Genomic DNA, 13751 nt, shown 5'->3' with positions numbered 1-13751 from the left:
TTTCTTACTCCCTCCCTCTATGGGTGGCGGGCTTGTCAGTACACATGCTTGCGTGCATCATTCGTGCCAACCGTTTGGCGTTCTCTATCACATTGAAATGGCTTCGATTCCGACGTTGCTAGCATATGACTGAATTGTAAGCTTCCCGACATTGTCGTGTCGCAACCGTGCTCACTTCTTTTCGAACGGCTTCAGGAAAGAGTCTAACGGGACAACGGTGCGGCCGGGTGTGACAGGTCTGTTCGGATTGTGGTCCTTGAGCACCTTGAAGACCCGGTGCGAGAGCGGCGCGGAGGTCGCGAAATCACAGTAGGCCCTTTCCAGTATGGCACGGGCACGAGCAGCGATTACCCGGTCTGGGAGATGGGAGAAGTCCTCTGCCGCGAGGTATTGGCCCATACGCTTCATGATATGGAGTCGTGAGACATCGAGAACCTTAGGGTCATAGGGGACCCCTAGGGCTGCGAAGAACTCCTCCGCAGCCGAGAGAGATTTCAGCCGATTGAGGATGTCTTTGACATCGACGGGACTGCTGTCAGCGGAGCAACGGCACATAAGATTCCCCCTGGTCGTGAGCGGTGATCGCGAGATCGTTCTCCCGTAGCTTAAGCTGCAACGTACGGAATGCGTGGTTCGACGCGGCTAGGCGCAAGGCAGTCGCGTTGCAACTGGAGTCGGCATAGGCTGGTGGTCGGATGCGATCCACCGATGGTGTCGAGAGATTGATTAAGATGATATGGCGCTGGGCCCCCTCCACGAACACGCATGGGCGGTGAACCGGCGATCTATGTGACTGAGAGCCCCGGCTTTTACCTGATCGTTCATACGATGCCGGTGCCGTCATGCAGGTCGTATCGGTGAAAAGGAATTGCCGTTTCATGAGCGTGCCTGCTCCTACTCCCCTGAACGAACCCGGCTGCTCGTGTCGGCCACGTGGCCGGAACGGCATTGGCTCCGGAGCCTTTCAACGATGCCCGGTAAAACTTCGAGCACCCGGTCGACATCCTCGTCACAGTTATCGCGCGAGAACGAGAAGCGGATTGTTCCGTGCGCCATAGCATGAGGGATATCCATTGCCCTCAAGACATGGCTCGGCTCCAGCGAACCGGAGGAGCAAGCAGAGCCGGAAGAGCAGGCGATGCCATAGCGGTTGAGAAGAAGGAGCATACTGTCTCCTTCGACACGTTGAAAGGCGATGTTCGCCGTGTTCGGCAACCTCTTAAGCCTATCGCCGGTTACGAAGGCGCCTGGAACACGCTGGACAATGCCGTTCTCCAATCGATCTCGGAGCGACTTTAATCGGGTGCTCTCGTCGTCTATTGATTTCAGGGCGAGTTCGGCAGCCTTGCCTAAACCGACAATCCCGGCCGTATTTTCTGTCCCTGCGCGTCGGTCGCGCTCCTGATGACCTCCCTTGATCAGTGAGGAGAAAGATAAGCCCCGCCTGAGATAGAGTGCACCAATGCCTTTTGGTCCATGGAATTTGTGTCCGGACAACGAAAGCATGTCGATTGCAGTAGGTTGGAGGTCCATTGGAACCTTGCCGACCGCCTGGACCGCGTCGGTGTGGAAAAGTGCACCGATTCTCTTGGCCATCTCGGCAAGCTTAGCGACCGGGAAAATGGTTCCCGTCTCGTTGTTCGCCCACATGATCGAAGCAATCGCTACACGATGAGTGAGGGCGGTCTCATAGGCGTCAAGATCGAGACGTCCATGTCGATCCACTGGGATCCTGTGTACCTTAATGCCGCGCGTCTTCTCCAGATGGCCGCAGAGTGTCAGCACCGCTGAATGCTCGACTGCGGAAGTCACGATCTCTGTGCGCTCAGGCATCACCTCCAGCGCCGAAAGGATCGCCGCATTGTCGCTTTCCGTCCCCCCCGAGGTGAACACGATCTCATGATCGAACTCGGCGCCGATCAGCGCTTGCAATTGCCGGCGCGCCTTCCTCACCGCCTCGCGGATGGAGGAGCCAAAAGCGTGCGTCGACGAAGGGTTTCCAAACTGATCCGCAAAGAACGGCAGCATGGCTTCAACCACTTCAGGATCGACTCTGGTCGTTGCATTATTGTCGAGATAGATCGCTCTCATGGGTGGATCTCGACTGAGGGGAAGCGGTGACAATGCTGCGGCGTCTTGCACATGCTGTTGTTTGATAGCCTCGGGCAAGCAGCGCGGGGTGGAGTCGTGCGATGGCGCGTCACGCGATCTTGTTGGCATCGATAACGTCGCATAGCCGCCATCAGTAGGAAGGGAAGAACGTTGTGCGCTCGCGCCTTTTCCAACGGTTGGATTCGCCGCGGCTGCTTAACTAGATGGGTCGCCAGCTTAGCTTGTCGCTGAGAACTGAACTGTTGCAGGCTGCGGCGATTTTTAGACCCTGTCCTACGCGATTGCCGGCTACAACATCCATTTCGACCCTGCCAATTTCTCCAGGCCTCAGATTTCTGTTGTGACGGTCTGATCGTCCTCCTCTGCCGGAACGAGGCTTTCGACGACCAGTATTGTATAAACCGCTGACACGTCTTCGACGGCTTGAACGAGTGTCGTCCGTCTACTGCCAGATCTAGCGAAGTGAGCGACTTGGTCATGAAATCAAGCCTCTTGACACGCACGCGTCTTCGCTCACCTTTCCTCGGCGCGGAACTGCTTGCAGAGGGGGCGTCTCCTTTGGAATCCTGGCCCGGATGCCCGCCAAAAAATTTTGCTGCCTCAGGATAATCCGTTGATGAGCAGACCTTTCTCTCCGGCAGCAAACCGCTTAAAAAGCCTGCTGTCTCCTGACGGACGGTTTGAGGCGCTTCGGCGGGCTTTAGGGTTATGAGTTCGGCCAGCGCTGGCGAGAAGGCGGTCGCTGGGTTGGAACGCAAGGACGACGGCGTCACCAGAAACGCTTCCACCGTTGGATCGACTCCAATTATCAATTCAGGCCCTCTACCGTAGGAAACTGCCCCGGTCTCGCTGAGGGGATTTTCCTGCACGCCGTCGTTCTTCGGATTGAAAAAGGAAACCATGACCTTTTCGCAATAATTCCGCATGGCTCTCTCGCTTTCTCGGTGATCAGCCGAAGGATTTGCCGCAAGTGCAGTTCTGGTGCGCATTGGGATTGTCGAAGACAAAACCGGAGGTTTCTGGTCCCGTCACGAAGTCGATCGTCATGCCGTTGATGTGTGCTTGCGAGTCTGCGTCAACGAACACCTTGACCCCATTTGTTTCGATCACCGCGTCGCCCTGGCCCTGGACGCTTTCTAGCCCCACCAGGTATTTGTAGCCGGCGCATCCACCTGCCTCGACCGCGATGCGAAAGCCTTCCGCCTGCTCGGCTCGGGAAAGCGTTACGTTCATGATGGCGGCGGCATTCTCTGTGAGCTTGATCATGGGATGATTCCTTTTTGTTCGATGGCGCATTTTCGGATTACCGTGCATGCGTCGTGCCAAGCGGTGAGGAAGGCCAAGAGTTCGATCAGCCCGCGTGTTGTATTCCTGCGTCGTCGAACATCGGAGATCTCGAAAGCGCGCCAACTCCAGAACGTCTGCCCGCGTATCTCCGTCTATCATTTTCGGTTGAGGCTCTCGTTGCCGCCGCACCGAAATCCCAGCGGTTCGGCGAAAATGAATGGGAGGCGACAACTGCTTCTAGATTTGTCGCTTGCGCGACATAAAAATTCTGCACGAGTTTTCGTGATTAACCGCTTAGCCCCTAAGCGCTTGGGCTATGGAACAGACATCTAATCTTTTCTGGAACGTCAGCTTAAGCGGCCGGAACAACTTTTGAAGCTCCCGTGACGAGGCTGCGGTCGCCAGCCCATATGAAGTCGATCCTCCATGGAGAGGACTAAGCACAATGTCACATGTGCCTCAGTTCCGCGGTTTTTGGGAAAAGGGCATCACCTACGGTACAAAGGACTTATCCCTCCGCGGCCGCCAGTACAAACCGTTTCTCCCGCCGGCGTTGCGCGGACGAGGGGATGTTCATCGCCTCGCGATATTTGGCGACTGTGCGGCGAGCAATGTCGACGCCTGTTTCCTTGAGCTTGGCAACGATGCCATCGTCGGACAGCACATCATGGAGCGTCTCTGCGGCAATAAGTGCCCTTATCTGATGGCGCACAGCTTCGGCCGAGTGCGCGTCACCGCCTTGTGAGGACGGGATCGCGACGGTGAAAAAATACTTGAGCTCGAACACGCCGCGGGGCGTGAGAATGTATTTGTTCGACGTTACCCGACTTACAGTGGACTCGTGCATGTCGATCGCGTCAGCGATGGTCTTAAGATTGAGAGGGCGAAGATGAGCAATGCCATCTTCCAAAAAGACATCCTGGTGGCGCACGATTTCGGTCGCCACCTTAAGGATCGTCGTGGCGCGCTGATCGAGACTCCGAACCAACCAGCTCGCGCTCTGGAAGCATTCGTTCAGGAATGACTGATCTTTCGAGCTTTGGGCGGTTAGGCGAGTAACTTGCGCAAAATAGGTTTGGTTGATCAGTACCTTGGGCAAAATCTCCCGATTAAGCTCGACGTGCCATCCGCCTCCCGGCGAGGGTAGGACGAAGACGTCGGGTATGATGGATTCCGACCTTGCGGACTGGAACTGGTTTCCAGGCTTTGGGTCAAGTGCACGAATTTCGTTCAACATATCGAGAAGGTCGTCTTCATCGACCCGGCAACGTCGCTTCAGTGCTCGAAAATCGCGTCGCGCAAGCAACTCGAGATTTGCGACCAGAGCTGCCATGGCCGGGTCGAACCGGTCTCGTTGGCGCAACTGAATCTCGAGGCATTCGCCCAGACTTCGCGCAAATATGCCCGGCGGGTCAAATAGCTGCAAAGCCTCAAGAACCCGCTTCACTCCAGCCTCAGGGCTATTTAGCCTCTCTGCTAGCTCCAGAAGGTTCACTTGCAGATACCCAGTGTCATCCAGATGGTCGGCAAGCGCGCCAGCAATCAGCCGCTCCTGGGGTGTGAAGGCAGTGAGGGCGATCTGATGGGCGACATGTTCGTGCAATGTCTCAGTTGAGGCGGCGAACTCATCCAGGGAAGGCCTTTCCCCCGGCGAAAGGTTGCCTGTGTCACGGATTGATTTCCAGGGACTAGACAGCTCAGGCATGTCCGTCCTGGCCGGTCCATCAACGTGGTCTTCGCGTGCGCTGATATTTGGATCATCCGCCGCAGTTGGCGATACGCCAGAAGCCCCGCCGTCATTCGACGCCAGGTCGAGAAATGGGTTCTTCTCGATTTCCTGTTCCACGAACTGATTCAGTTCGGTGTGCGCCAGCTGCAGCAAGCGAATAGACGCGATGAGCTGGGGCGTAATAACCAGCGATTGCTGCTGACGCTGATGAAGGCTTGTAAAGGACTTCATGGTTCGAGCAAAACTCCTATCATTCGGCGCAGGTGTGCACGACAAGTCGTAGCTGCTGGTCGTTGGCTTCAATGCTCATACGAAGGCTGGGGCCTTAAGGCATTTCAAAATGTTTTGCGGCGAAGAAACGCCATACGGATCGGTCGCGCAGTTGTCGCCAAAGCCTTCTTCCTCGAACCACCCCTCCACGACGCCATTATTGATCACGGCAGCGTAGCGCCAGGAGCGCAGACCGAAACCGAGATTGTCCTTGGCGACGAGCATACCCATTTTCCGAGTGAATTCTCCCGAACCGTCCGGGATAAGCTTGACATTTTTCAACCCCTGAGACTTGCCCCAAGCATTCATGACGAAGGCATCGTTGACGGAGAGACAGTAGATGTCGTCAATGCCATTCTTCTTAAACTCGACATAAAGACTTTCGAAATCAGGCAGTTGGAAGGTGGAGCAGATTGGCGTGAAGGCGCCCGGCAGCGAAAAAAGGATTACCCGCTTACCGCTGAAATAGTCGTCGGTCGTCTTGTCTTCCCAGCGGTAGGGGTTGGGACCGGATATAGACTCGTCGCGAACCCGCGTGCGAAAGGTGACAATAGGGACCTGCTTTTCCATGGTCATCAATGAAGCTCCTCTAGGAAAATTTATTTGCGGCCTCTCAGTCACGGCTAACACGAATCCGACCTCGGCCCACACGCCAGGGCAAGCAAGCGTCATGCCATTTGGCCTGAAGGAGATGGACTTGCGGTCAGCACAGGGCCTTCGTCGCCGCACTCGTGCGCTGCTCGTGCGGGCGAGCGAATTGTGAAGCCGTTGTGCCGCGCTGACGGCCGGGCGCTGTTTCGGCTACTTCCGACCGCATCTCGATCAAGGTTTCTCTGCCGCCTTTTAGAACCTTAGCATACTGCCCGCCAGTCCGGTCGCGGCGGGAAGGCGCGGGTCACGAGGTTTGAGGTTCTGCTCGTGCGTATGTCTACCCGCGCACGTTTTCTTGTTTGAAACTGCACAAGAAAGTTTGAGGTCCGACAAAAAGGGGGCGCCAGGCTCGGACCGCGCATCGAAAAATGGTGAAACGCAAACGGCTCCGATAATTTCGTCACAGAAGACGACGATGGCGGATATCCGCAGGTTGGGGGCGTGAAGAGCTCGCAGCCGCCAATATCGATCGGCTGATGCCGACCGGCACCCGGGTCGCGCTATGTAGCCTTTGGCCTACGAGCATTTGTTGCTCGGCTGACGTCGCCGCGGAGCTGATATTTTGTTCCTCTCACCGCTCACCGCTCAGCTCGCTGGCGACCTGCTGGGCGCCCGGCGCCGATGGCGACGCCACCCACCTGCCCGGCGGCTATCCCGAGCTGCAAGCCGGCGGCTCCGGGACTAGAAGTTTTCTCGCCCGGAATGCTCGATGTGGTAGCGCCCGGCACGTCCGTCTGCATCCCGACAATGCCGCCTAGTTCTTTACGCTGGCGCGCCAGGCTGGCCTTTCCAATACGCGGGTGGTAATTACCCGCTGATTTTCTTTGCGAGCGCATCCATGTCGGGCACGGTGATATGCCGGATGTTCTCGATGCGGATGACGCCCTCTTTGCGAAGCCGGGTCAACTGGCGGCTGACGGTTTCGATCGTCAGCCCGAGAAAGTCGGCAATCTCGGCACGCGATAGCGGCAGATCGAAGGCAGTGCTCGTCGCCGTCTCGGCGTGGGCGGCAATGAGGTGGAGCAGGCTTGCGACCTTCTCCTCGGCGGTCCGCCGGCCGAGCGTCAGCATCCATTCGCGCGCGGCATCCAGCTCATTCAGCGCCTGAGCGTGCAGGCTACGCTGCAATTCCCTAGTCTCCAATATCATGCGTTCGAGCAAATTGCGGGGGAACACGCAGATCTCCGCATCGGTCGCGGCCTCGGCCGACAGCGTGCTTTCGCGCACGAAGGGGCGGCCGACGAAATCGGGGGCGAATTGCAGGCCAACGATCTGCTGGCGCCCGTCCGACATCACCTTGCAGAGCTTCACCACGCCGCGCGTGATGTTCGAATAGAAAGAGTTTTCCGATCCTTGTGCAATGATCTCGCAGCCTGCGTCGACCTTGCGGCGCAGCGAGTGGCGGCCAAGTTCGCTAAGCTGGCCAGCCGACAAGGCGCCGCAAACGACGCCGTGCCGCGCCTGGCAGGAACGGCAAGCGACGGAAGTGCCAATCACGAGAACCTCACTGCGTGCGACGTCCATGTCCTGATCCCTTCGAAAACCGCCTATGCCGGACATGCCCGAGACGACCACGCGGCCGTTGCGACTTCGGCTATCCCTATTTCTTCCAGCGCGTCTTTGATGGCTATCAATTTCATCGGGATTGCGATTTGATCCAGATCAAATCTCCGTACCCACGCTCTTGCCGTGCCAGGCAGGGTAGTTTGTGGATTTGTTTCGGACGGCATTTTCGGCCCGCCGCTTGAGCGGGCTTTCTGCGGCCATCGCCTTCCGTCTCGGCGGACGGTAGGCCACCATACCCATTGCTGTCAGGCAACACCCAATCGGCAGATTGCCGCCGACTCTTAGGGTGGTGTCGTCGGGCTGGTAGAACTGACATTCAGGACAAAGGAGTAGCACGCTTCGAGCTGTTCCCGGAATTCCGCCGCTAGCTCGATGCCACAATTCAAAGCTACCCACCCTCAAGCTATCCCACTGCATCGCAGTACATCAGGACATTCGTTACTCGTCGCGCTGTCTCTGGCCCCCGGCTGTGGTGGCTGGAAAAAAGTCGCACCTGAATAGATGGCATCCGGCACCTGATGTCGGGTTTTGTTAGATACGCGACACGGCCTTGATCAGCCAATCTTTAGTTCTGCCTTGAGCCAAAGCGCTGAAAGGCAATTGAAAAATTTCTTTCCGGCCAAATCAATCAAATTGGCATGAACTTTGAAGTTCTTCTTGCGGGGCGGCAAGGACTGTCGGCCGGTTTCTTTGGTGACCGCCATGGAGCGGAGGAAATCAAAATGCATCTGTGCTCAGAACGCATTTACCGGAAGAGAGGTACCCGTGAAAATCCGATGTCGACCGGAAGGGTGGGCGAGGCATCCAAGAAATTTCGACTTCGGCCAACAAAGCAGCGTGGATTTCGAGCCGCACGGCGATCTGATCGCTGCATCGCATGTCATTGGCGCCTCGCGCTGCTGAGATTGGAAATCTGGCGCTCAACGATTTTGCTCGCTCCCTCTCCGAGGAGAATTCGTTCTCGGCGAAGGGGCTTTGATGACAGGAGAAAAGCAGTGGCTACCATTAGGGTTCCAGAACATGTCCCTCCCGAAATGGTGAAGGACTTCAGCCTGTTCACGTCGCCCGGCATGGAGCGCATGCCAAATGGGGATCCGCACGCAGCTGTCGCTTGCCTCCATAATGGACCGAGAATCTTTTATTCTCCCTGCAATACGCGCGATGGCCGAGGTACCTGGGTCATCGTTCGCGCTCAGGACCAACGCAAATTGCTGCAGGACACCGGAACCTTTTCCAGCCATCGGAGCCTTTTCGCCTCGGCGCTTGGCGAAAACTGGCCGCTGATCCCGCTTGAACTCGACCCCCCGGCTCACAGCGTGTTTCGCTCACTTCTCAATCCGCTGCTTTCGCCCAGGCGGATAATGGAGCTTGAACCGGCGGTCCGTGATCGGGCGATTGCGTTGATTTCCAAGATTTCCGCGTCGAGCACAAGCTGCGACATCTTGACGGACTTCGCCTTTCCTTTTGCGGTTAGTATCTTCCTCCGTTTGCTCGGCTTATCCGATGAGCGCCTCAATACATTCGTGGGCTGGGGGAAGGACCTGCTCCACGGCGACGGCATCAGACGAACCGCAGCCGCCCGAACAATTTTGGCGTTCATCGATGAACTTGCAGCGATGCGCCGCAAAGAACCGGCCGACGATTTCATGACCTTCGTCGTGCAGGCAAAGGTCGACGGCCGCCTGTTGAGAGACCAGGAAATCCATGGAATAGGCGTGCTTCTATTCGTCGCGGGACTGGACACCGTGGCAACGGCGATCGGCTTTGACCTGGCCTATCTCGCGCGCAATCCGACAGAACAGGAATTGCTGCGGAGCAAACCGGATCGAATTGTGCTCGCAGCCGAAGAACTGCTTCGCGCCTATTCGACCGTGCAGATGATCCGTGTGGCGACGAAAGATATCAATTTCGAAGGCGCGCCGATCCGTAAGGGGGACTACATTTCCTGCGCCACGATGATTGCCAATCGTGATCCGGTGGAATTCGAAAATCCGAACACGATCGATTTGGCACGAGAAGACAATCGCCACACCGCTTTTGCGTACGGTCCCCATCGCTGTCTTGGATCACACCTTGCCCGGCGAGAGATCGTCATCGGCCTGGAGGAGTGGCTGTCGCGCATCCCTGACTTCCGTATCAAGGATGGTACGGCGCCCATCACCTATGGGGGCCACGTGTTTGGAATGGAGAATCTGATCCTGGACTGGTCCTGATAATTGAGAGGAGGAAAGACATGGAGTACCGTATGCGCGTCATAGTGCACACTTCCAAATGCCAAGGTCATGCAAGATGCTGGGCCCAAGCGCCCGAAATATTCAATCTTGACGACGAGGGATACATACTGCCCGGTGCAATCGATGTCGAGGAGAGGGACGAACTGTTCGCGTCGCGAGGCGCTCGATCCTGCCCTGAACGTGCGCTGGAGATAGATTGCGTTTCGGATGCGTTGCTCGATCGCCTTTTGTTCAACCAACATTGTGGGGGTTGAAACGCAACGCAACTGGTGCATGACGGCGCCGTCGCTGTCCAAACACCTTACCCGCAGCTCTCCCATTGATGTCTACTTCTAAGGGCAGTTGTTTACATGCATGCCTAAGCAGAGGGAGGGTTTTTCCTTACGTCAGCCGAGCAGTTGAAAGCTGGCTGCGTCACTGGATGGGTAAGCGCCCCGATATCAGATGTGCGACAAGCGATGAAACACAAAAAAATTACCGAATTGCTCGACCGCGAGGCGCTCCGCGACTGCCTCTATCGGTATTGCCGCGGGATAGACCGCGCCGATGAAAGGGCGCTGCGCAGTTCCTACTGGCCCGATGCACGTGACAATCACGGGACCTATTCCGGTTCGGCCGAGGGCTTCATCGAGTTCGCCCTTGGTGTCTTCAAGACGGGACCGCGCAACATCCATCAAATCACGAACATTCTGATTGAGTTCAAAGCCGACTGATAATGCTTTCATCGAAGCGTTCAATGGCCGCTTCCGTGCAGAATGCCTGAACCAGCATTGGTTCCTGACCCTTGCGGATGCCCGCGAAAAGATGGAGGATTGGCGTAGATACTACAATGAGGAAAGACCTCATGGTGCGATCGGCAACAAGGCGCCGATCTCGTTGGTGAATTCGGGAGGCGCAACCAGCCCGCCTCCCTGAATGAAGCCGGAAAACTCTAGCATCCGGTGGTCCAACGTTTGGGAGCGGTTCAAGACCGCCGAGGCTCTAATCGCCGTCAGCGGCAGGTCAGGATCGAAAGCTTCAACATTTTTCGATTGGGAGCTGGGTGCGATTGTCTCCAGTTTTCGGATCCGTTGTCCTGCTGATAGTCGCGGTCGACCTAGCGGTGCAAGTGATGCCATCACGACACCGTCTGTCGGCTTTGTCTGATCGGCGACATTAGGTTTGTTTGGCAGTTTCCTGTGGTGGTTCGGAGTAACTTTCTGAAACCCAACAAAAAGATCTTTCCTTTGGCTCGATCGGCCCACATGGCACGGGTTTTGAAGATTGCCATGCGAGGCGGCGCGAGCTGCCTGCCTTTTACTCAGCGATGGATGGAACGAAAGAAGGAAGGCGATATGTCAGATTTGCGTCAAATCGCATTTTACGGCAAAGGGGGGATCGGCAAGTCCACCACCTCCCAAAATACGCTCGCAGCGCTTGTCGACCTCGGGCAGAAGATCCTGATCGTCGGATGCGACCCGAAAGCCGACTCCACCCGGCTGATCCTGAACGCCAAAGCACAGGACACGGTTCTGCATCTGGCAGCGCAGGAAGGTTCGGTGGAAGACCTTGAGCTCGAGGACGTGCTCAAGGCCGGCTACAAAGGCATCAAGTGCGTGGAGTCCGGCGGTCCGGAACCGGGCGTCGGCTGCGCCGGGCGCGGCGTCATCACCTCGATCAATTTCCTTGAAGAGAACGGTGCATATGACGATGTCGACTACGTCTCCTATGACGTGCTCGGCGATGTGGTGTGCGGTGGCTTTGCGATGCCGATCCGTGAGAACAAGGCCCAGGAGATCTACATCGTGATGTCCGGCGAGATGATGGCGCTCTATGCCGCCAACAACATCGCCAAGGGCATCCTGAAATATGCCCATTCCGGCGGCGTGCGGCTCGGCGGCCTGATCTGTAACGAGCGCCAGACGGACCGCGAGCTCGACCTCTCCGAGGCGCTGGCTGCCAGGCTCAATTCCAAGCTCATCCACTTTGTGCCGCGTGACAACATCGTCCAGCACGCCGAGCTCAGGAAGATGACGGTGATCCAGTACGCGCCGGACTCCAAGCAGGCCGGGGAATATCGGGCGCTAGCCGAGAAGATCCATGCCAATTCGGGCCAAGGGACCATTCCGACCCCGATTACCATGGAAGAGCTCGAAGACATGCTGCTCGACTTCGGCATCATGAAGAGCGACGAGCAGATGCTGGCCGAACTACAGGCCAAGGAGTCAGCGGTGGTTGCGGCTCAATAACTGCCGCTGTCGACAGGACGCGCTGGCCCTTGCGCCAGCGCGTCCTTCCAAGAAAGCCGCTTCGGCGACGACGACCTAACCCGAACCTTGAAAGGGGGCAGGGGCCCATGAGCCTTGATTACGAGAATGACAGCGTTTTGCATGAACAGCTCATTGCGGAAGTATTAGCGCAATATCCAGACAAGGCGGCGAAGCGCCGCAAGAAGCACCTCAGCGTCGCAACGAGCGGCGACGAGCCTGGCGATGAGCCGAAGGCCCTTTCCGAATGCGACGTCAAATCGAACATCAAGTCCATTCCGGGCGTGATGACGATCCGCGGCTGCGCCTATGCCGGTTCCAAAGGCGTGGTATGGGGGCCGGTCAAGGACATGGTCCACATCTCGCACGGGCCGGTCGGTTGCGGTCATTATTCCTGGTCGCAACGCCGCAACTACTACGTCGGCCTGACGGGCATCGACACGTTCGTGACGCTGCAGTTCACCTCAGACTTCCAGGAAAAGGACATCGTGTTCGGCGGCGACAAGAAGCTTGAACAGGTCATCGACGAGATCGAGGAGCTTTTCCCCCTCAACAACGGCATCAGCGTGCAGTCGGAATGCCCGATCGGGCTGATTGGCGACGACATTGAGGCGGTGTCGCGCAAGAAGGCCAAGGAGCACGAAAAGACGATCGTGCCGGTACGCTGCGAGGGCTTCCGCGGCGTCTCGCAATCGCTCGGCCACCACATCGCCAACGACGCCATCCGTGACTGGGTTTTCGACAAGAACGAAGTCGAGTTTGAGACCGGCCCTTACGATGTCAACGTCGTCGGCGACTACAATATCGGTGGCGACGCGTGGGCTACGCGCATTCTATTGGAGGAGGTGGGGCTGCGCGTGGTCGGCAACTGGTCGGGTGATGCCACGCTCGCTGAGGTCGAGCGCGCGCCAAAGGCCAAGCTGAACCTCATCCACTGCTACCGCTCGATGAACTACATCTGTCGGCACATGGAGGAAAAATACGGCATCCCGTGGATGGAATACAATTTCTTTGGTCCGTCCCAGATCGAAACCTCCCTGCGCGAAATAGCCAAGCACTTCGGTCCGGAAATCGTCGACAAGACCGAGGCTGTCATCACCAAGTACCGGCCCCTGGTCGATGCTGTCGTCGACAAGTACCGGCCGCGCCTCGAAGGCAAGACGGTGATGCTCTATGTCGGCGGCCTGCGTCCTCGCCACGTCATCACGGCCTATGAGGACCTCGGCATGCGGATCGTCGGCACCGGCTACGAGTTCGCCCACAACGACGACTATCAGCGCACCGGCCATTATGTGAACAAGGGTACGCTGATCTATGACGACGTGACCGGTTACGAGCTGGAAAAGTTCATCGAAGGCATCCGCCCCGACCTTGTTGGGTCCGGCATTAAAGAGAAGTATCCGGTGCAGAAGATGGGCATCCCCTTCCGCCAGATGCACTCCTGGGATTATTCCGGCCCGTATCACGGCTATGACGGCTTCGCCATATTCGCCCGCGACATGGATCTGGCCATCAATAATCCGGTGTGGGATCTCTACGACGTCCCCTGGAAAAAAGAGGCCGCGCCAGCTGAGGCGGTTGCGGCCGAATGAGAGCCTGGCCTGTCTTGGGAAGGGGCAGGCCAGGCTCTTCCTATCGGACTTGATCCGCACTCGT

At 57.3% G+C, this 13751-nt stretch carries 11 protein-coding genes and 3 pseudogenes; 7 read left to right on the top strand and 7 right to left on the bottom strand.

All coding sequences use genetic code 11. The features are described 5' to 3' along the window. Positions 1-171: 171 nt before the first annotated feature. The 5 genes from nifW to AMK02_RS24600 all read right to left on the bottom strand — a co-directional run bounded on the left by nifW (position 172) and on the right by AMK02_RS24600 (position 5974). A complete protein-coding gene (nifW, locus tag AMK02_RS24620) occupies positions 172-555 on the bottom strand; it encodes a nitrogenase stabilizing/protective protein NifW (RefSeq protein ID WP_008536550.1) in 384 nt (127 codons plus the stop codon). A 339-nt stretch (positions 556-894) separates the two neighbouring features. Continuing rightward, on the bottom strand, positions 895-2091 hold the full coding sequence (nifS, locus tag AMK02_RS24615) for a cysteine desulfurase NifS (RefSeq protein ID WP_012489549.1): 1197 nt from the start codon (positions 2089-2091) through the stop codon (positions 895-897). Between the two features lie 969 nt (positions 2092-3060). Next, complete coding sequence (locus AMK02_RS24610; RefSeq protein ID WP_009995752.1) at positions 3061-3378, bottom strand: HesB/IscA family protein; 318 nt, start codon at positions 3376-3378, stop codon at positions 3061-3063. Between the two features lie 529 nt (positions 3379-3907). Next, positions 3908-5359, bottom strand: a complete 1452-nt coding sequence (gene rpoN, locus AMK02_RS24605; RefSeq protein WP_011053429.1) for an RNA polymerase factor sigma-54 — start codon at positions 5357-5359, stop codon at positions 3908-3910. Positions 5360-5434: 75 nt separating this feature from the next. Continuing rightward, positions 5435-5974, bottom strand: coding sequence for a peroxiredoxin (locus AMK02_RS24600; RefSeq protein ID WP_004678566.1), 540 nt, complete (start codon positions 5972-5974; stop codon positions 5435-5437). Between the two features lie 803 nt (positions 5975-6777). Between AMK02_RS24600 and AMK02_RS31440 the strand changes: the two are divergent. After that, positions 6778-6867 (top strand): annotated as a pseudogene (locus AMK02_RS31440) (L,D-transpeptidase); the annotation flags it as partial. Here the strand turns inward: AMK02_RS31440 and AMK02_RS24595 are convergent. After that, on the bottom strand, positions 6857-7573 hold the full coding sequence (locus AMK02_RS24595; protein WP_010009905.1) for a Crp/Fnr family transcriptional regulator: 717 nt from the start codon (positions 7571-7573) through the stop codon (positions 6857-6859). The pseudogene AMK02_RS31440 and the gene AMK02_RS24595 sit on opposite strands and share 11 nt — an antisense overlap. Before the next feature lie 596 nt (positions 7574-8169). Continuing rightward, positions 8170-8343 (bottom strand): hypothetical protein, encoded by a 174-nt coding sequence (locus tag AMK02_RS31920; RefSeq protein ID WP_010009909.1) that lies wholly within the window; start codon positions 8341-8343, stop codon positions 8170-8172. A 306-nt stretch (positions 8344-8649) separates the two neighbouring features. Here AMK02_RS31920 and AMK02_RS24590 point away from each other — a divergent pair, with 306 nt between their 5' ends. From AMK02_RS24590 to nifD, 6 genes and pseudogenes are all read left to right on the top strand, one after another. Continuing rightward, a complete protein-coding gene (locus AMK02_RS24590) occupies positions 8650-9828 on the top strand; it encodes a cytochrome P450 (RefSeq protein ID WP_010009913.1) in 1179 nt (392 codons plus the stop codon). Positions 9829-9848: 20 nt separating this feature from the next. After that, a complete protein-coding gene (locus AMK02_RS24585; RefSeq protein WP_004678571.1) occupies positions 9849-10103 on the top strand; it encodes a ferredoxin in 255 nt (84 codons plus the stop codon). Positions 10104-10307: 204 nt separating this feature from the next. After that, positions 10308-10550 (top strand): annotated as a pseudogene (locus AMK02_RS24580) (nuclear transport factor 2 family protein); the annotation flags it as partial. A gap of 1 nt (position 10551) precedes the next feature. Beyond that, a pseudogene (locus AMK02_RS30650) lies at positions 10552-10764 on the top strand (integrase core domain-containing protein); the annotation flags it as partial. Between the two features lie 419 nt (positions 10765-11183). Continuing rightward, positions 11184-12077: a nitrogenase iron protein gene (nifH, locus tag AMK02_RS24575; protein ID WP_004675840.1), complete on the top strand. Its 894-nt coding sequence runs from the start codon at positions 11184-11186 to the stop codon at positions 12075-12077. Between the two features lie 107 nt (positions 12078-12184). Then, the gene (gene nifD / locus AMK02_RS24570) at positions 12185-13687 is read left to right on the top strand and encodes a nitrogenase molybdenum-iron protein alpha chain (RefSeq protein ID WP_010023084.1); all 1503 of its coding nucleotides are present in this window, start codon (positions 12185-12187) and stop codon (positions 13685-13687) included. Positions 13688-13751 lie beyond the last annotated feature (64 nt).

Origin of the sequence: Rhizobium sp. N731, from assembly GCF_001664145.1 — a bacterium.
In the GTDB taxonomy this organism is placed as follows: Bacteria; Pseudomonadota; Alphaproteobacteria; order Rhizobiales; family Rhizobiaceae; genus Rhizobium; species Rhizobium esperanzae.
The sequence above is the reverse complement of the archived record's forward strand: the minus strand, read 5'-3'. Positions and strand labels throughout refer to the sequence as shown.